Source organism: Roseivirga sp. UBA838 (genome assembly GCF_002296035.1).
Taxonomy (GTDB): domain Bacteria; phylum Bacteroidota; class Bacteroidia; order Cytophagales; family Cyclobacteriaceae; genus Roseivirga; species Roseivirga thermotolerans.
The window spans coordinates 1-18,349 of sequence record NZ_DBHC01000030.1; the positions used below are offsets into that span (position 1 = coordinate 1).

Genomic DNA, 18,349 nt, shown 5'->3' on the forward strand with positions numbered 1-18,349 from the left:
CTCTGTTGAGATACCGGATAAAACAGGCCTTTTTGAGAGTTTAAGGCCTGTTTTTCCGGCATGACGTTCTTTTCGTACATCGAACTCAGGTTAAGTAAGTAAAGCTAGAGGATGAATACCCAATCGAGATTCCCGGTCAAACTAAGAATAACCAACTTAGCCGACCTTTGAGACAGCTTTTTATTCCCACCATTCCATCAATGTGCAGGCACTTACTTCCCACTAACCCTAGCGTACTGCCGGGCTCAAAAGGCTAACGCACATTATTTTCATCTCGTGTACTTTACCTATAAGGCTAATTCACAGTATATTTAGCTAATGCGCCTTATTACTTTTCTACTTCTCACAGCACACTGCGTATGGGCTCAGTCTCCCCGTCTTTTGCCTTCGTTTGAGTCTTCTCACTTACAAGAAATATGGATAGACACCCAGTTGAAGGGGCAGCCTCAGGAGTTTAGCATCGAAGAGTATAACTACAACAGAGACTCTGCACGTCTGTATAAATCGCCCATATCCAGACAATACTTTTATGAATTGGGCCGGCTCCGCAAGGTGGTTTTCAAAAAGACGGGCAGCCCTATCAAAACATACCTATACGATACCCACGGTCGAATAATTGAGCAACTTCGCACAGACTCTTTCGAGAGTATTCCCCGCATTACCTACACTTACAATGATGAAGATCTAACATCTGAAGAGGTGGTGTATCGTGTCACTGGTACAGTTCACTCCAAAACCATACTCCGTTTCAACGATCGATTGCAGTTGATTTCCAAAGAAGAGTATCGTGGCACCCAACAGCTCAACCGATACTGGCTCTATGCCTACAACAGCCAGAACGATCTGGTGAGCGATGAATACTACGACATCGTGAGCAACACCGGTGTTTCGGCCAACACTAAGCCGGAAGAACCAAAACCCAACTTACGCACCGAGATTCTCTATACCTACGATACCCGGGGGCTTAGAACCACTGCCAAAACCTTAAAAAATGAACTGCTCCATTCCGTAAGCCATACCCGGCATTTTCCTGATTCTTTGGTCAACGAAACTGTTTTTTACCAAGCCAGCGGCTGGCCATCAGAAAAGCTAGTAGAAATACAGCACGACTCAGCCAGAGTGGTTATTAAAGGCTACTACAACACGGAAGACACGACTAGTTACAGGGCCCGGTTTAGAGAAATTTATGTATACAACGATTTGGTGGAGTACGAAAGCAGAACCTTAAAGGGCACCTTTGTAGACAGGTACGCTACCTTTTACGAATACGATCACCTGGGCAATTGGATAAAGAAAACCACCTACAGTAATGGTGTGGTGCTTAAGGTGGAAGAACGCAGGATAAGGTATTAAAGTAATTGGGACATAAAAAACCGGAAGAAACCCTGCCTACATAGCTCCTTCCGGTCAATTAATGCATTGGGTTAATGATGTCTCTTTTTATTTTTAGTACGATGTCCGGGTTCCCAAATGAGCCTTACAAAGCTGCTAAACCGTTGGTTTTCTCGCTGCACAGGAATACCAGCCACAATTCCTACCAGAAGGTCTTCCGCCAATCCCAGCCGCATCTGAGGCCTTATGGTCATATCAAAATCGGCATGCCCTAAGGTTTTGTTAAACTCTATACCAATAAAATTTCTTGTGCCTGATATCATGTAATGAAAGCTGGTATTAATATCGTAGTGAGTAGTTACAGCCTTGCTCTCATACATTTGTTCAATCATTGGCCCGGTATATATAAGGGAATGAAAGTTATTTCCCCAGCGCTTTGCCACTACTAAAAACGGGTTGTAAATATTTCCTTTTACCAGGGGTTCTCCAAAGTTTCTAAAGTCAGACAATTCAAACTCATTGATATAGCCCAATGCCATAGAAGTGGCCCTCTTCTCACTTACCAGAAAGGTCCATTGAGCGGCCAGTTTCAGACTATTGAGCCGGTTAGAGGGCAACAGTTCTCGTGAGGTTCCATTTAGGGGTGTATAAAAAGTAAAAGGCAATTCTACCTCCAACCCCAGCCTGTCTACAGGAGCCCACTCATATTCCACAAGAGCTTCGTATGAATCGAAGTTCAAATTATCGGTAAGCCCAAGGCCAATGTTCCATTCCTTTTCTCCCTTTCGGGCTCCAAGGTCGCGAATCAGGTCTATGTATAAAGGTTCGGCATGCAATACTTTGTAGGGCTTTCTGGAATCCTGCACTTCAGCAATATAGATGCTGTCTTTTTGAGCGTCATTGGTCTGTCCTATCGCTGTTCGGATGCTCAAAAGGCATAGCAAGACCGGCACCCAATATTTTATGATGTTCATGTTTGTTATTCAGGTTTTAAAATGTGGTTCAATAAATAGAGGGGCTGCTGAGGAAGCGGTGTGTTTCTTCAGCAGCTCAGGCCACAATTGTTGCAACCCCAATGAGTAGGCAGTACTGCCTGTTAGCAGAAAAAACCTATCAGGGTAGCGTATACAAGCCTTGTAAGGGGTATTAACCCTTGGGTGGCGGGGTATCCAAATCTAAAAAAACACTGTAAAAAGAATTTCGGTACGCTGACAATCGTTCTTTTTTGGCTTTAAAAATGGTGGGGTGGTTTTCGGGAAGTCCTTCATTGTGTAAGAGCAACTCTTTAATTCTGCTTTCCTTTTTGCGGTGCTCCTCACTGTCTTCATTATCATATTCAGCCAGGGCATTTTCTATACCCAAAACTTCTTCCAGAATAAGCTCGATAAAACTATCCTGCTCATTGAGCCCTACTTCTTGAAGAAACCCGTCAGGATAGGAATGATTGGTATCAACACTAATATTGAACAAGTACAGGGCCATAAAGGCCCAAACCCACCGCACGATCTTACTATTTCGAAGGAAGACAATCACAAGGCACAATTAACGATCGTCACTTAGTTTTGTTATCCAAATTTTCTGGAGAAATCATTAAAACCGAATCGTGTAACTCATTTTTTGAGGCTTTTCTTCTTTGCTCTCGGTTTTGTTCGGAACCAGGCTATAACGTACCAAAGGATCAGGCTTAGCCTGTGGCAGTTTAAACCGTACCTTCACCTTTTTATGCAGGCACACATTTCTGCCTTTGTTGTAGGCTTTTTCAAACTTAAGAAGCTCAACCAAACGGAGCACCTCCTCATCGCAGCCAAAACCCAGGCTTTGTATAACACGTGCGTTGAACACCCTACCTCTACCGTCCACATCGAAAGCCACCTCAACAACGCCCTCTATTTTCTGTTCAAGTGCCTGTTTAGGATAGTTAAGATTGTCCTGCAGAAAAGCAAGCATGGCGTCATCTCCGCCACGGTATCTGGGCATTTTAAGGGGCGCATCTTTTCTGGGTTTACTCATTGACAGGTTGGGGTATTTAGTTGCTTAGTCCAGTTTAATTCTTCTTATTTCAATAGGGCTTACCTTCTCTGGCAACAGGTTCTTATTGGCATCATATGCAGCCCATGGGCTATTGGCCAGGTAATAAAAATAGCCATCTTTTACCTGCCCCAGGGTGGGTTCGCCCAAGCTTTCACCACCACGGTTAATGATGCGCTCCATATCAATAAAAAGGCCCGACTCGTCCAGAAAATACTGTACGACCTTGTAAGGCTTAACCCCATTGTGAATGGCCAGCAACGTATTGTTATAGAAATATAAACCGTCAATTCCCTTCAACAAGATATTCTCACTGGCAAAAACCTTTTCTATTTTATCCGTTTGCAGATCGACCCGGTGAATACCCGATATATAATCAGCAAAGTATAAATAACGCTGAGAGTCATTAAGAGTGAGTCCTTGTAGATTGAAGTGAGAGTCTTGCAGGTCGATGTATTTCCTTGAAAAAGCTCCATAATACTCAGCCGTGTCGGTTACATTCCTCACCAGAAAGGGTTTAGCACTGTTACTATGCCAAATGCGTTGCCTGTCATCCAGCAGCACATCGCCAATGACCGAACCATCATTGAATTCCACTCCATGAAGAATTCTACCTTCCGAAACATCAACCTGCACAATCATGCTTTTGCCTTGGTCTTTCGGGTTAAAGTCCACCATCTCCGGAAAAGCTGCAGTGGCCACCCATAAATGGTCTCGCAAAGCATCGTATTTCATGCCCAACACGCTGTAAGGCAAATCGATCCAATCTGAAACCAAACCATTCGTGTCTACTTTTACTATGCGTTTTTCGCGAATGCTACCAAGCAACAGCTCTCCACTATCGAGCAAAACAAAGCTCTCCGGGTGGAGCATTCCTGCATTAATGACCCGAAACACCTCATCGTGTACCTCTACTTTGCTCAATCTGGCCTGCAGTTCCAGCAAATCATCATAGCCCCTGTAGTTCTTCAGGCTCTCAAACTCAGGCGCTGAAGTAAAATCAAAAGTAGCATCCATTAGAAGCATCTGCTGTAGCGTTTGCACCGCACGACTCTTGCGCCCGGTGAGTGCCCAGGCTCCCGCAAGTTTAGCCACTATGGTCGGATGGTTCGGCCTCATTTCGTTGGCCTCTCTTATCTTTTCCAGGTATGTATGGTAGTCTTTAGCCTCAAAGGCAGCAACAGCGGCATTGTATACCTCCTGAAGACTCTCTTGAGCTAAAGCTGGCAGGGCCGTTAAACAACTAATCAGAAAAAAGTAGAACAGACGTTTCATAGTTCTTTTGAACCCGGGAGTTTTTACCCAACAGGCTTCTTGGATGAATTCATGAATTTAACATCTTTCCGGGTATGCTCCCTTATTAAAGGCTCTTTCAATTACAACCAACAGGTTTTTTACCATTTATGTAATAGCCCAAACACACCTTTGTACTGGTTGCTTTTTGCCTTAATTTCAAAGCCATAACCATAAGAAATATGATAAACCTTACTGCTAAAACATTCAGAAGGTTGTCTCTGGCATTTTTAGTTGGTCTTTTGGCCTTACCGGAGACAATTGCACAGAAAATACCTGATCAGGTGGTTAAATCCATCGAATTCAGGGAAATAGGACCTACCCGTCAGGGCGGCCGCTACGTAGACTTTGCGGTTGTAGATAAAGCTCCTAAAGTAATTTATGCCGCAACAGCTTCTGGCGGCCTATGGAAAACCACTAACAACGGTCAATCCTGGAAACCAATTTTCGATAACGAAAGTATCATTTCTATTGGAGCCGTGGCCGTAGACCAACGCGATACAAGCGTGGTATGGGTAGGTTCAGGAGAAGCCAACAACTCACGAAGTTCTTATTGGGGCGATGGTGTTTATAAATCTACAGACGGAGGTAAAACCTGGAAAAACATGGGTTTACCGGAGTCTCACCATATTGGCCGTATTATCATAGACCCTAAGAACTCCAACGTAGTGTATGTGGCCGCGCTTGGACATCTATATTCCGATAACCCCGAAAGAGGCCTCTACAAAACCACTAATGGCGGTAAGAGTTGGGAAAAGGTTTTGGAAGTTAAAAAAGCCGATGGCAAATATGTGGGTGTGGTCGATGTGGCTATGAGTCCTTCAGACCCCAATACACTCATTGCTGCTGCTTACGATAAAATCAGAAGACCCTGGACTTTCAATGAAGGTGGAGAAGGCAGTGCTATTTACAAGTCGACCAATGGCGGCAAAACCTGGAAAAAGCTTACTAACGGGCTACCGGGTGGTTTCATAGGTAGAATTGGAGTGGCTTATGCCCCCGGAAACTCTAAAGTGGTTTATGCCAATATCGAAAACGTAAACGTTGACGGCATTTCTACGGAAGAGAGAAGAAGAATGCTTGAAATTGGTATTCCACTGCAAAGAGGGCAATCTGTAAAAGGTACAGAAATGTATCGATCAGATGATGGTGGAGAAACCTGGAGAAAAATAAGCCCTGATGGCGAAGATGTAGGTGGTTATCCTTCTTATTACTACCAGCAGGTAAGAGTAGATCCCAACGATGAAGACCATGTGTACGTACTGGGTATTCGTGTTTGGGAAACGAAAGATGGTGGTAAAACCTGGGGCCAGCCCTTCCGCTTTGGAGGAGACAACCACGCCATGTGGATAGACCCTGCCGATTCGCAACACATGCTTTTAGGTTACGATCATGGTATGGGCATTACTTACGATGCGGGTGCCACGTGGTATCATCCTGACGAAATTCCTTTGGCACAGTTCTATGCAGTAGATGTAGACATGGCCTACCCTTACAACGTATATGGCGGTTTGCAAGACAATGGCTCTGTACGTGGTCCAAGCACTTCAAAAGACGGCCGACCAATTCCTTTTGAAGCATGGCAAAGAACCGGTGGTGGAGATGGTATGTACAACGTGGTAGACCGTACCAACAACCGATATCTGTACAACGAGTCTCAATTTGGCCCACTACAACGCGTGGACATGGTGACCGGAGAAACGTATGGCATTCGCTACAGAGGCGACAGAAACATGCGCTGGAACTGGAATGCTCCTATTGTAGTATCTCAGCATAATTCTGATGTCATTTACCATGCAGGAAATAAGGTGGTAAGATCACCTTTCAGAGGTGAAAGCTGGGAAGAAATTAGCCCCGACCTTTCTAATAATGACGAGGTAAAAGCTAACGGTACAGGCAACATACAGTACGGAACCATTACCACGCTGGAAGAATCTCCGCTAGATGCCAATGAACTATGGGCCGGAACTGACGATGGAAATGTACACGTAACCAGAGATGGAGGTAAAACATGGACTAAGTTAAATGCCAATATTCCAAATAATCCGGAGTACTGGGTAACACGAGTGGAAGCTTCTGCTCACTATCCGGGCACGGCCTATGTTTCTTTTAATGGCATGAGAAGAGACGACTTTAAAGCTTACCTCTATAAAACTACCGACTGGGGTAAAACGTGGACCTCTATAGCTGCTGGCATACCTGATGGTGGTGTAAATGTTATTCGTGAAGACCACAAAAATCCTAACCTCTTGTTTGTTGGAACTGAGCTGGGCACTTTTGCCAGCATTGATGGTGGCGCAAACTGGACCAAGTTTATGACCGGTATGCCGACCAATCCGGCCTACGACATGGTCATTCACCCAAGAGAAAATGAGTTGGTTGTGGCCACTCACGGACGCGGTATTTTTATTGCCGATATTTCTCCATTGCAGGGAATGAATGCTCAGACCCTCAATGCCGGGCTTACTCTGTTCGACATTCAGCCTGCCGTGCAATACATTAGCGGACTTAGCAATGTAACAGCTTACACCAACTTTGATGGAGAAAGCAGAGCTCCCGGAAGCCACATACACTTCCATGTGAAAAATGCAGGAACAGCCAACCTTAAGATTTACAGAGGAGCTAAGGAAATTTATAAGTCTGCCATCGATGCTTCCGCAGGCCTAAACACCTTTATCTGGAGGTTTGTAGAAATTACCGGAGAGCGCTCACAGAGAGATCTTGAGCAAATGGCTAACCGATTCAGAAACTTTGGCATGTCTGAAGAAGACATCAAAAACCGAATGGAAAGCATGAGGTATGAAACCAAAGGAGTAGGTCCAGGTACATACAAAGTGGTAATTGAAATGAACGGTCAAACCGTAACCAAAGAGGCCATTGTAATGAAAGACCATTGGTCTCAACAATAGACCACGAATAAATCAGTAAAAGTCGGTTTTAACCGACTAACCCCATTGTTTTCCGGCTAATGGTAGGCCGGCAGGCAATGGGGTTTTTACTTTTAACTTATTCCACTAAACAGCCTGCTTGTGCTGTGGCCCAACCATGGCATACACCGCCTGCGAGAATCCCTCCGGCCCTATTGCGTTAATCAAGCGTGCACAAGGTTCTTCCAACACAGCCCATTCTCCGTTTGGGCGTTGTACAAGCGCAGGCTCATTTACCGCCTTAAACATTTCGTAGTCATTCACATGGTCGCCAATTCCATAACTCCATACCTCACCCCACTCCTGCTCGTACAGTTTTAATAGCAGCTCAATGGCTCTGCCCTTATGGGCCTGTTTGGAAACTATGGTTTGAAAGCGGCTACCGGGAATACTTCTGAAGCCTACCTTATCTAGCTCCGTGAAAAAGCGCTGGGAGAGTGTGCCCTGAAGTATGCTCTCTGAAAACTCGCGTTGCATGGCCCTTCTGGCCGAATTAAGATCCATACCCAAGTACATAGAAACTTCTTCGGCCGGTAAATCGCAATAGCAGAGAAAAGAAAGTCGTAAGTTTTCTCTAAGATTCGCAATTGCTTCTCGAATTGTTTCTACAGGTTCACCAACCACAATCACCTCAAACTGATTGATGTGATAAGTATTGAATGGGATAGGCTGCTTAAAATACCCTTTAGGAATGTATATGGCCGATCCGTTTTCCACAATAAACGGATGATGAACACCCAGAGCTTCCTGATAGGCCAACTGCTCAGCCCTGGCCTTTGAGCTGCAAAAAACTAAAGGAATCTCACGGTTTTGAAGAAACTCTACGGCCTCTCTGGACCGGGCATACGAGTAACTTTTAAGGTCTAACAAGGTACCATCAAGGTCTGTAAAAACTATCTTCTTCATTGGGGCAACTTCTTAAGCTTCTGAAATCATTAGCAAATCGGAAACAAACCCAATTCACCATTTTTGACCATTAACTTATCACATATAGCATTATTTATAAACCTGATTAATCATTTTCTACGGAATCGTTTGTTAAATCAGTCAATATTTTACCCACTTTTAAAAATCTATACATAAATCATCACCCGAGTCTAGCCAACAGACATTGTGTGAAAACGGCTTTTAGTAATCTTTAACTGTTATATCTGCTGTATTAGCCACAGAATTTATTTATTTCGTGGCCTTAAAAGGAAAACTACATGAAAATAAGAGTTGCCCTTATCGGACTCATACTTGCCGTTTTTGCAGTTTCTTGTAAGAAGGACAGCGTGCCTCAACAAGACAATTTCTACTTCTCCTATAAAGTAAAAATGAGCAACAAAATCACCTCTCCAACCATTATAAACGGTTATCATGGCCATGTACTAAAGTTTGAAGGAGATTTTATGCCCTCTACTGATGGCAAAACAAATGCACCTGATACGGTAAGAAACGAACTCTACTTTTTCGAAACTTCTAAACTGGACCAGTTGCAGGCCGCTATGATAGAAAAAGACGGCACCAAATTTTATGATCTAAAATTGCTGGAGAAGAAAGAAGTAAAACCAAAGTTTATCATAATCCCTAACAAATCAGGCTTTTACCAGATTGACACTAACAACAAAGAGTATCTGGTAATAATAAAAGTAAACAAGAAGTTAGGCTATTATAATGGTGGTGCCTTAAAACTAAATGCCACAAACGGCACGCTCAGGCTCATGAACATGCGGATTGACTACAAAGCCACCTTCTAAACGGCTTTCCGGTTCTTCGTGGTGCTCAACACATCTTCAGCCACAAAACATATTCATTGGTTCAGGAATTAAGTATTTTCAAAAGCTTATTCCCTGAATGACTTCAAAAACTACATTTGATTTTACAGCCGCTCAGCGCTGGTTCAATGCCAAAGGTTGGCAACCCTATACCTTTCAGCAAGACTGCTGGCAAGCTTTGCTACAGGGCAAAAGTGGTCTCTTAAATGCGCCAACCGGAAGTGGGAAGACCTATGCCATTTGGCTGGGCTGTGTATTGGCTGCCTTGCAAAACTCTTCCAAAACCACCGGTTTGCAAGTACTTTGGATCACTCCCTTGCGCGCGTTGGCCAAGGATATTCGCAATGCCATGCAAATGGCCAGTAATGAAATGGGACTGCACTGGCAGGTTGGTTTGCGTACGGGAGACACTTCTACCAAAGAGCGGCAAAATCAAATAAAAACTATGCCTCAGGCTTTGGTTACCACTCCGGAGAGCATTCATGTACTGTTGGCTCAAAAAGATGCTCCCAAACTCTTCAAAAATTTAAAAACCATTGTGATAGACGAATGGCACGAATTGGTAGGAAGCAAACGCGGGGTACAAATGGAGCTTGCCCTAGCCTATTTCAGACACCTGAACCCTAAACCCATTCAAACCTGGGCAGTTTCTGCAACCATTGGCAATCTTGAAGAAGCCACACAGGTGCTTTTGGGCGATCAGTTCGGAGATTGCGCCATTATTAAAGCTGATATAGACAAAAAAATTGAGATAGAAACGTTGCTACCCGACCATGTAGACACCCTTCCGTGGACGGGACACCTGGGGTTGAACATGCTCCCAAGAATACTACCCATATTGGAGGCCAATACTTCTACGCTTCTCTTCACCAATGTACGGTCGCAAACAGAGATTTGGTACCAGAAAATGATGGATCAGGCACCGGAGCTAGCCGGACTGGTGGCCATGCATCATGGGTCGCTCGATCTGGCTGTGAGACAGTGGGTAGAAGAGGCACTGCATGCCGGAAAGTTAAAGTGTGTGGTTTGTACCTCCTCGCTCGATCTTGGGGTAGATTTCCGGCCGGTAGACATGGTTATTCAGGTTGGAGGCCCCAAAGGTGTGGCACGTTTTTTCCAGCGGGCCGGCCGTAGCGGCCACCGCCCGGGAGCTACCAGTAAAATCTATTTTCTACCTACACATTCGCTTGAACTAATAGAAGCCGCAGTGCTCAAAGAAGCCATTGAGCAAGAGCAGTTTGAAAGCCGCACGCCATTGCTCAACTGCTATGATGTGTTGGTTCAATACCTGGTAACACTAGCCGTGGGGCCGGGTTTTTACCCCGAAGAAATACACCGTCAGATCAAAAGCACCCGCGCCTACAAGGGGCTCACAGATAAAGAATGGGCATGGTGCCTGGAATTTATAACCACGGGAGGGCATTCGCTCAGTGCCTACGATGAGTTCGCCAAGGTGGAAATAATGCCTGACGGACTTTATAAGGTAAACGACAGGAGAACAGCCATGCGGCACCGGCTTTCTATGGGTACCATTGTGGGAGACCCGGTAGTAAAAGTTAAATACCTATCGGGAGCTTATATCGGAACGGTGGAAGAAAGCTTTATTTCCTCACTCAAAATAGGTGACACGTTTTGGTTTGCGGGCATTAATCTGGAGTTGGTCAGATTCAAAGACCTCACTGCCCATGTGCGTAAATCGAAGAAGAAAACCGGCCCCATTCCACGTTGGGGAGGTGGAAAAGCCTCATTCACATCGCTACTCTCCAATCAACTCCGAAAGAAAATCCATGATGCTTCCGTGGGAAAATTCGAAGGCCCCGAGATGAACTGCATAAAGCCATTGTTGGAGAAACAAGGCAAGCTTTCGGCCATTCCAAGGCAGAATGAGCTACTCATTGAGCAAATAAAGTCTGATGAAGGTACTCACATCTATATCTATCCGTTTGAGGGGAAGTATGTCCACGAGGTATTGGCTGCCCTTACGGCATACCGCATTTCAGTAAGTCAACCCATTTCTTTTTCAATTGCTTCTAATGACTATGGTTTCGAATTGCTTACCGATCAAGATATCGAAATAGAAGACTTTCTGGAGCTAGACCTGTTTTCTATGGAGTATTTGCTGGAAGACATTAAGGCCAGTATTAACAACACAGAAATGGCCAAGCGCAAATTCAGGGACATTGCCACTATAGCAGGACTGATTTTTCAGGGTTTTCCAGGCAAAGGCATGTCATTTAAACATTTGCAGGCCTCTTCTACCATGATTTACAAAGTGTTTGAAGACTACGACCCCAACAACCTGTTGCTCAAACAGGCCAATGAAGAAGTGCTGAGCCTGCAGTTCGAGCGCTCCAGACTTACCGAATCATTACGCCTTATTAACCAGCAAAAAATAATTGTAAGAAAGCTGCGAAAGCCCACTCCATTCTGCTTTCCAATTATGGTAGACCGCCTGCGCGAAAAATTCACGACAGAAATGCTCTCCGAACGAATTGCAAGGATGCAACTGGATTTTACCGGTTAGGCTTATTCAAAAATCTGGTCAATTTTTATATTTCTATTGTCTTTGGTCATAGTCAGTATCTCATTGCCAAAAGACTTATATACCGAAGTAGCCCCTCTCACTCCTTTCCCAAAGGCTTTTACTCCAATTCTGGCCAGCGCACCAATAATTCCCGTAATAGACCCTTCAGTAACCATATCTTCAGCCATGATCTTCACATTATTCATGCAAAAATCGGCCAATTCCTGACCATCGGAAATAAACACCCAGTTGTCATTATCTGACAGGAACATTTCTCTTCCCCTTGCGCTGTAAAGTCCGGCATGAAGATTCTTTCGGAACTCATCCATGTTACGCACTTTCACTTTTGAAATAATTTCAATAGCCTTATTGTATTGTTCCTTGAAGTCAGACTGACTAAAGTCCAACACCTTTTCCAGAAACTTGGCTTTATCATTTTGCTGCAAAGCCACATTGAGTATGGAAGGAATCTCAAAACCACTCATCTGTAAAATGTGTTGGTTTTGCTTACCTAACCACACGGTATACATACCTTCTTCCAATAACCGATGGTAATTGGGTTCCTGGCCATGCTCTTGAGGTATACGGCTTAAAATCTCACCGCGAAGACTATCAGGCTCGTAATGACAGTCTTCCAGCATATTTTCCTGGGTAAGGTAAATGCTCTTGTATTCACTCAACTTTATGCGAAAAAGCGTAAAGAAAAGCCCATACTCATCGGCACTGAACTTTCCGTTTTCAACCCAGTGTTTCACTTTGCTCAACACCTTTTCATGTTGATATATGGCCGCATAGAATCGCCTGCCGGTTACCTGCTTATCTTCTAAAAGATCGGCCAGAGCATCTTGAGGAGGAAGTTGAATTTGCACCGGTTTAAAAAGGTATTTCTCAATATTGCTGAGACCACCCCCAAATGGGCCACCTTTCCTGAAATCACTTAGCAAACCATCGACACAGTCTTGAAAGTAGTTGGCTGCATCATTTATGCTCTTATGAGTGAGCTTTGACTCCTGCTCTGTTTCCAGTGTAATGGGATTCAGTCTTTCACGCAACCTATCGCTCAGTGACTTATCCAGGTTTTTGGCAATACCTTCAAAGGCACTTTCCATAAGTATGGCGTTTTTCGCCCTTACTTTACCATCGTAACTCACTCCATCGCGGGTCATTAGATGATAACAGAGACGAAGGGCTGAGTAACGATTGGTTCCATTGTCGCGAGACCACTCATGAGAAGGATATGCCAATGCCTCCAGGCCTCTGATCAACTCACTGGTGTCTTGTAGTATGGTGTTGTTTATTGCTTTGCTCATGGTTCTGCTTTAGGGCATAAAAGAAGCCAGCAAACCTCTGTTTCACGCTCACTACACTGCCCGGTCATGACAATCGGTATACTACTTTCGGAAACAAAGGCCATGCATTTGGTCTTCCAGAGACTTTAAGTTAAAAAGTAAAAGGGATGCCGCCAATCCGTTCACGGATTAACAACATCCCTTTGATCAACAAGTGTTTATACAGCTTACCTCTTTAACTCGAGTGCCATTCCGTTTTTCATGACCAGATGTTCAATAAAGAACTCCATCATTCGCTCCGAGTCCATGGCTGTGTGTCCCTGATCCGGGCCAATTTGCACCTCAAAGCTTTTTCTGGCTTTCTGCAAAGCATCAATAAAAGCAAGAGAATTTTGCGGGTGTACATTGTTATCGCTGGTACCAAAGAAAATCATAATTTCTCCCTGCAGCTTATCGGCCTGATTCATCAAACTGAATTTTTCATAGCCTTCCAGGTTATTTTCCAGCAAGTTCATGTAACGCTCGGTGTAAATATTGTCGTAATATCTCCAGTCGGTTACGGCCGAGTTGGCCACTGCTGCGTGGAACACATCAGGATGTCTCAGCAAACAGGTAGCTGCAGTTGTTCCACCATAGGAAGTGCCATATACACCCACTCTGTTTTTATCGAAATAAGGTCGGTTATAAAGCGATTTTATACCTTCTGCAAAATCGTCCATTTCTACCTGACCAAGCTTGCCATATATTTCATCGAGCATTCGCTTACCACGCCCTCTCACGTTTCTGCCATCAACATCTACCACCAAAAATCCATATTCAGTAAGTGGGTTTGGCAAGGTAAAGGTTTCTCTAAACTCGTTGGTAGCCGGCCCTCCGTAGTTGGCCAAGATTAGTGGGTACTTCTTATTGGGATCGAAGTTTGACGGAAAATGAAGTAAACCGTGCAATTCAGTTTTCCCATCGGCTGCGGTAAAGGTAAATGCCTCTACTTTTTTGAATCCAAGTTGCTCAAACTTGCTAATATCGCTCTTAGCCAATTCGGCCACCACTTTGCCTTTACTGTCTACCAAATTGGTAAAGGGAGGAATATTGTGTGTTTGGGCAATATCGATAAAGTACTTACCGTCAGGCGAAATGGTCACGGAATGATTGTATGCCGGATCGGTAAGGCGGGTATCTTTGGTACCATCCAGTCTCACTCTGTGCAGTTGCATTTTCATATGGTTTTCACCACTTCTTGCCATGTAGTAGAGCTCTCCCTTCTTCTCGTCAACCATTTCTATTCCGGCTACTTCAAAGGGGTGTTGGGTCAGAGTTGCCTCCAAAGTACCATCAATATTATAGAGGTAATAGTTATTGAAGCCGGTTCTTTCCGAAGCCCAGATAAAACGCTTGCCATCTTTTAACCACCGCATTTCGGGTGTATTCTTGGTAAAGCTAGGCAACCACTCTTCTCTTACCACAGTGCGGCTTTTACCGGTTACCGGATCGGCCGCTCTAAGCTCCATAATATCTTGCTTTCTGTTGGTGCTGTGAAAAAGCAACTCCTTGCCATCGGGAGTCCACTCCACACCATAGAGATAAGTTCCTAAAGGCCCGTCTTCAAAAGACTTTCCGCCTCGGGTATCCAGAAGAGTAGTTTTCTTGGTTTCAAGGTCGTATACCATTAGGTCTACCGGAAGATTGGGCTCACCTACTTTAGGGTATGACATTACTTCCAGTGAATCGTACAATTTGAGCTGATCCAGCAAAACGTAATACTGCTTCGCGCCTTGCTCATTGAATCGGTAGAAGGCCACTTTTTTACTATCGGGCGACCACCACATAGCGGTATTTTGCCCTAGTTCTTCACCATACACCCAGGTGGCAATACCGTACTTTAATTTATTTTCCATGTTGCCATCGGTAGTAATGGCCTGCACATTGCTGCCATCGGCATTACTGATGTACATGTTTCTATTTTTATGGAATGCTTTTAATTGCCCATTGGGCGAATCGGCCGATGCGTACTGACGACCTCTGGCCGGACGGTTCCAGGCTCTTCTTTCCGGTCTTGGAGGAGTCCCTAAATCTTCGGTAGTTTTCTTCTTTACATCGTACTTCCAAAGCTTACCATCCTTCACAAACTGAAAGCTGGAGCCATCATCACTCCAATTGGCAGAAATGGTTCCGTAGTCTACCGAACCGCGCAGCTGTGGTGCCATTTTCTGATACTGCTCGTATCCTGGCATATTTTTGAGCTTGTCTTGCGCCTGCCCGTTGTGGGCGAAAATCAGCGTTAACAAACCCGATAGGAATAAGACCTTTTTCATATAGATAGTTTTCGTTTTTAATCTTCTTCAATACTAACACATTCAACCTTAAAAAAACAGTTGAAATCTAGGAGCGGCCATAAGTTCTACAATTTGAGACCCGGGATTTATGATTTGTAGGCCGGAGCTTGCAATTTGGCATTTGAGGTTTGAGATTTACGGCCGGACACAAAAGAACTGATGCTCAAAACACTGAAATTACTCGCTATACTGGAAGGTGTCTCCTACCTTCTGCTCTTAGGAATTTGTATGCCCCTTAAATACTGGTTCAACATACCTGAACCCACCTACCCGGTTGGCCTGGCTCATGGAGTGCTTTTCGTGCTTTATTGCTCTTTTGTAATGTTTGTGGGGCGCAAAGAAGCGTGGACCATGTGGAAGACTTTTCTGGCGCTTATTGCCTCGCTTTTACCTTTTGGAACCTTTGTGGCCGATAAAAAGCTCTTTACACCTCAGACTGAGAGCAAATAAATTAGAAAGTCTCAAACCCTTTTATGCTCCCTTAGTTTGTCTCATGTAAACTATTCTATGCGACATCTATTTTTTCTGTTGATGCTATGGGTGGGCCTGCCTCTGTCGGCCTATCAAAACAAAGGCAACCTCTCCGGATATGTGACCGATGCCAAAACCGGAGAATCTATACCCGGAGCCACGGTGCAGGTGCTCGAATTACAAACCGGAGCCATTACCAATGCGGAGGGTTTTTACACCCTGGAAAACTTACCTACAAAAACTTTTACACTGCAAGTTTCTTTCGTAGGGTACGAAACGCAAACCAAATTCAACATAGTAATTCGCTCGGGAGGAAATCCGGACGTGAATTTTGAACTAAAAGAAACCATCTCAGAATTGGGCCAGGTAGTAGTAATGGCCAACCCGTTTCAGAAAATTGAAGAGACTCCCCTTTCTATCCAAAAGCTCTCGCGGGAAGAAATTGCTACTTATCCGGGCGGAAATAATGACATAGCAAAGGTTGTACAATCTCTGCCCGGAGTATCGGGTTCGGTTGGTGGTTTTAGAAACGACATCATTATTCGCGGTGGAGCACCCAATGAAAACGTTTATTATTTAGATGGAATTGAAATTCCGAACATCAATCACTTTGCAACCCAAGGCAGTGCCGGTGGCCCGGTTGGTTTGCTCAATGTAAGCTTCTTTGAGGGAGTGACACTTTCTACTTCGGCCTTTGCTGCGCAATATGACAATGCTCTGTCCGGTGTTCTTCAGTTCGATCAGAGAAACGGAAACAACAGGGAGTTCAGAACAAACTTTAGGCTTAGCAGCAGCGAAAGTGCCTTAACCTTTGAGGGGCCATTATTTAAAGGCGAAAACGAGACTTCTAAAACTTCCTTCATAGCTTCTGCCAGAAGGTCTTACCTGCAATTTCTTTTCCAGGCTCTGGACCTTCCTTTTTTACCCGACTATTGGGACTACCAGTATAAATTGACTCATGCCGTAGATGAGTACAATGAAATCATCATTACCGGAGTGGGGTCAGTTGATGATTTCAGTATTAACGTGCCCGATGAATATGATGAAGAACAACAGGCCACGCTAGACCAGGTACCGGTGATTAAACAACAAACCAATACCATTGGTGTAAGCTGGAAACGAAGAAACAAATACGGCAAAGGGTTTAGCACGTTTTCATTGAGTAACAGTAGATTGAATAATGACTTTAGAAGGTTCGAAAACAATGAGAACCAAACGGGACTTTACCTGCAAAATTTATCGACCGAATCCGAAACTAAATTTAGGTATAACAGCACCCGTTTTAAAGGAAATTGGACCTTGGTAAGCTCTGCCGGCTTGCAATTTGTGAGCTACGAAAATAATAGCTTAGACTTAGTGAACAATAACAATTTCGACAACCAAATATCCTTCACTAAGTACGGAGTCTCCTTTCAAGCTTCTTCCACTTCACCTGACGATCGTTTAAAATACTCGCTCGGAATTAGAGTAGATGGCAACAGTTTTACTGAGTCCGGCAATGACTTTTGGCAAACCCTAAGCCCCAGGGCATCTGCCAGCTACACTTTCGATGCACTAAAGAAATGGTCGGTAAATGCCTCGCTGGGCAGATACTATAAAATTCCACCTTATACTATTTTGGGTTATAGTCAGGCAGGTTCACTCGTCAATAAAAATACGGAGTATATCCGAAGCGACCATGCGGTATTGGGGCTCGAGTATTTACTAAACCCATCTTCACGATTTACTCTGGAAGGCTTTTATAAAAAATACAACAACTACCCCGTGTCCCTTGAACAAGGGGTGTCGCTCGCCAATTTAGGTGGCGATTTTTCGGTGTTAGGAAATGAAAATGTGAGCAGTACTGGTGAAGGAAGAACCTATGGAATGGAATTTCTTTTTCAGAAAAAGTTTACCAATAACTATTATGCCATACTGGCCTATACCTGGTACAAGAGCGAGTTTACGGGGCTCGATGGTGTTTACCGGCCAAGCACCTGGGACAGTAACCACCTGCTCACTTTTACGGGAGGCTACAAGTTTGGCAACAACTGGGAATTAAGCGCCAGAATGCGCTACCTGGGTAGCACTCCTTACGCTCCCGTAGACAGGAATGCTACTCTGGAAAACTATCCGGCCATAATCAAAGACTATGACCAACTGGGCTCAGTAAGACTCAATGCCTTCAATCAAACCGATATTCGTATTGACAAAAAATGGAACTTCAGCCGGTGGACCTTCAATGTATTTCTTGAACTGCAAAACGCATTTGGCCAAGATATTCCCAATGAACCGGAGTATGGTCTGAACAGAGATGCTCAGGGAAATATAACCACACCCCGGCAACTGGTGCTTATTGAAGGCATAGACAATTCGAGTATTCTACCCTCGTTGGGAATCGTAATCGATTTTTGAG

General features: G+C 44.3%; 13 protein-coding genes. 6 read left to right on the forward strand and 7 right to left on the reverse strand.

Features of this window, described 5'->3' with window-relative positions; translation table 11 throughout:
* Positions 1 to 318 precede the first annotated feature (318 nt).
* Entirely contained in the window at positions 319 to 1,353 is a 1,035-nt protein-coding gene (locus B3O12_RS09965; RefSeq protein ID WP_189630972.1) for a hypothetical protein, read from the forward strand.
* Positions 1,354 to 1,424: 71 nt separating this feature from the next.
* On the opposite strand, the gene B3O12_RS09970 is transcribed toward B3O12_RS09965, so the two are convergent.
* The 4 genes from B3O12_RS09970 to B3O12_RS09985 form a co-directional block, all read right to left on the reverse strand.
* Complete coding sequence (locus tag B3O12_RS09970; protein WP_286756186.1) at positions 1,425 to 2,306, reverse strand: HAEPLYID family protein; 882 nt, start codon at positions 2,304 to 2,306, stop codon at positions 1,425 to 1,427.
* 172 nt (positions 2,307 to 2,478) lie between these two features.
* Positions 2,479 to 2,835 carry a hypothetical protein gene (locus tag B3O12_RS09975; RefSeq protein WP_286756187.1) on the reverse strand — a complete coding sequence of 119 codons (357 nt, stop codon included), beginning with the start codon at positions 2,833 to 2,835 and terminating at the stop codon, positions 2,479 to 2,481.
* 87 nt (positions 2,836 to 2,922) lie between these two features.
* Positions 2,923 to 3,342, reverse strand: coding sequence for an energy transducer TonB (locus tag B3O12_RS09980; protein WP_286744856.1), 420 nt, complete (start codon positions 3,340 to 3,342; stop codon positions 2,923 to 2,925).
* Between the two features lie 24 nt (positions 3,343 to 3,366).
* The gene (locus B3O12_RS09985; protein ID WP_286756188.1) at positions 3,367 to 4,635 is read right to left on the reverse strand and encodes a hypothetical protein; all 1,269 of its coding nucleotides are present in this window, start codon (positions 4,633 to 4,635) and stop codon (positions 3,367 to 3,369) included.
* 200 nt (positions 4,636 to 4,835) lie between these two features.
* Here B3O12_RS09985 and B3O12_RS09990 point away from each other — a divergent pair, with 200 nt between their 5' ends.
* On the forward strand, positions 4,836 to 7,562 hold the full coding sequence (locus tag B3O12_RS09990; RefSeq protein WP_189630967.1) for a VPS10 domain-containing protein: 2,727 nt from the start codon (positions 4,836 to 4,838) through the stop codon (positions 7,560 to 7,562).
* Positions 7,563 to 7,667: 105 nt separating this feature from the next.
* Here the strand turns inward: B3O12_RS09990 and B3O12_RS09995 are convergent, their stop codons facing one another.
* On the reverse strand, positions 7,668 to 8,486 hold the full coding sequence (locus B3O12_RS09995; RefSeq protein WP_286756190.1) for an HAD-IIB family hydrolase: 819 nt from the start codon (positions 8,484 to 8,486) through the stop codon (positions 7,668 to 7,670).
* Between the two features lie 299 nt (positions 8,487 to 8,785).
* On the opposite strand from B3O12_RS09995, the gene B3O12_RS10000 reads away from it, so the two are divergent.
* Together B3O12_RS10000 and B3O12_RS10005 are read left to right on the forward strand one after the other, a co-directional pair.
* Entirely contained in the window at positions 8,786 to 9,319 is a 534-nt protein-coding gene (locus B3O12_RS10000) for a hypothetical protein (protein ID WP_189630965.1), read from the forward strand.
* Between the two features lie 97 nt (positions 9,320 to 9,416).
* A complete protein-coding gene (locus B3O12_RS10005) occupies positions 9,417 to 11,861 on the forward strand; it encodes a ligase-associated DNA damage response DEXH box helicase (RefSeq protein WP_286756191.1) in 2,445 nt (814 codons plus the stop codon).
* Positions 11,862 to 11,863: 2 nt separating this feature from the next.
* Here B3O12_RS10005 and B3O12_RS10010 read toward each other — a convergent pair whose 3' ends face one another.
* Together B3O12_RS10010 and B3O12_RS10015 are read right to left on the reverse strand one after the other, a co-directional pair.
* Positions 11,864 to 13,171: a hypothetical protein gene (locus B3O12_RS10010; RefSeq protein WP_286756192.1), complete on the reverse strand. Its 1,308-nt coding sequence runs from the start codon at positions 13,169 to 13,171 to the stop codon at positions 11,864 to 11,866.
* 206 nt (positions 13,172 to 13,377) lie between these two features.
* On the reverse strand, positions 13,378 to 15,462 hold the full coding sequence (locus tag B3O12_RS10015) for a S9 family peptidase (RefSeq protein WP_286756193.1): 2,085 nt from the start codon (positions 15,460 to 15,462) through the stop codon (positions 13,378 to 13,380).
* A gap of 180 nt (positions 15,463 to 15,642) precedes the next feature.
* Between B3O12_RS10015 and B3O12_RS10020 the strand changes: the two genes are divergently transcribed.
* Complete coding sequence (locus B3O12_RS10020) at positions 15,643 to 15,933, forward strand: DUF3817 domain-containing protein (protein WP_286756194.1); 291 nt, start codon at positions 15,643 to 15,645, stop codon at positions 15,931 to 15,933.
* Positions 15,934 to 15,990: 57 nt separating this feature from the next.
* Positions 15,991 to 18,348: a TonB-dependent receptor gene (locus B3O12_RS10025; RefSeq protein ID WP_286756195.1), complete on the forward strand. Its 2,358-nt coding sequence runs from the start codon at positions 15,991 to 15,993 to the stop codon at positions 18,346 to 18,348.
* Position 18,349 lies beyond the last annotated feature (1 nt).

Excerpts from the sequence above, each read along its gene's own strand:
- B3O12_RS09965 (WP_189630972.1), top strand. The coding sequence starts at position 319 with ATGCGCCTTATTACTTTTCTACTTCTCACAGCACACTGCGTATGGGCT.
- B3O12_RS10020 (WP_286756194.1), top strand. The coding sequence starts at position 15,643 with ATGCTCAAAACACTGAAATTACTCGCTATACTGGAAGGTGTCTCCTAC.
- B3O12_RS09985 (WP_286756188.1), bottom strand. The coding sequence starts at position 4,635 with ATGAAACGTCTGTTCTACTTTTTTCTGATTAGTTGTTTAACGGCCCTG.
- B3O12_RS09980 (WP_286744856.1), bottom strand. The coding sequence starts at position 3,342 with ATGAGTAAACCCAGAAAAGATGCGCCCCTTAAAATGCCCAGATACCGT.
- B3O12_RS09970 (WP_286756186.1), bottom strand. The coding sequence starts at position 2,306 with ATGAACATCATAAAATATTGGGTGCCGGTCTTGCTATGCCTTTTGAGC.
- B3O12_RS10010 (WP_286756192.1), bottom strand. The coding sequence starts at position 13,171 with ATGAGCAAAGCAATAAACAACACCATACTACAAGACACCAGTGAGTTG.
- B3O12_RS10000 (WP_189630965.1), top strand. The coding sequence starts at position 8,786 with ATGAAAATAAGAGTTGCCCTTATCGGACTCATACTTGCCGTTTTTGCA.
- B3O12_RS09995 (WP_286756190.1), bottom strand. The coding sequence starts at position 8,486 with ATGAAGAAGATAGTTTTTACAGACCTTGATGGTACCTTGTTAGACCTT.
- B3O12_RS10025 (WP_286756195.1), top strand. The coding sequence starts at position 15,991 with ATGCGACATCTATTTTTTCTGTTGATGCTATGGGTGGGCCTGCCTCTG.
- B3O12_RS10005 (WP_286756191.1), top strand. The coding sequence starts at position 9,417 with ATGACTTCAAAAACTACATTTGATTTTACAGCCGCTCAGCGCTGGTTC.
- B3O12_RS09990 (WP_189630967.1), top strand. The coding sequence starts at position 4,836 with ATGATAAACCTTACTGCTAAAACATTCAGAAGGTTGTCTCTGGCATTT.
- B3O12_RS10015 (WP_286756193.1), bottom strand. The coding sequence starts at position 15,462 with ATGAAAAAGGTCTTATTCCTATCGGGTTTGTTAACGCTGATTTTCGCC.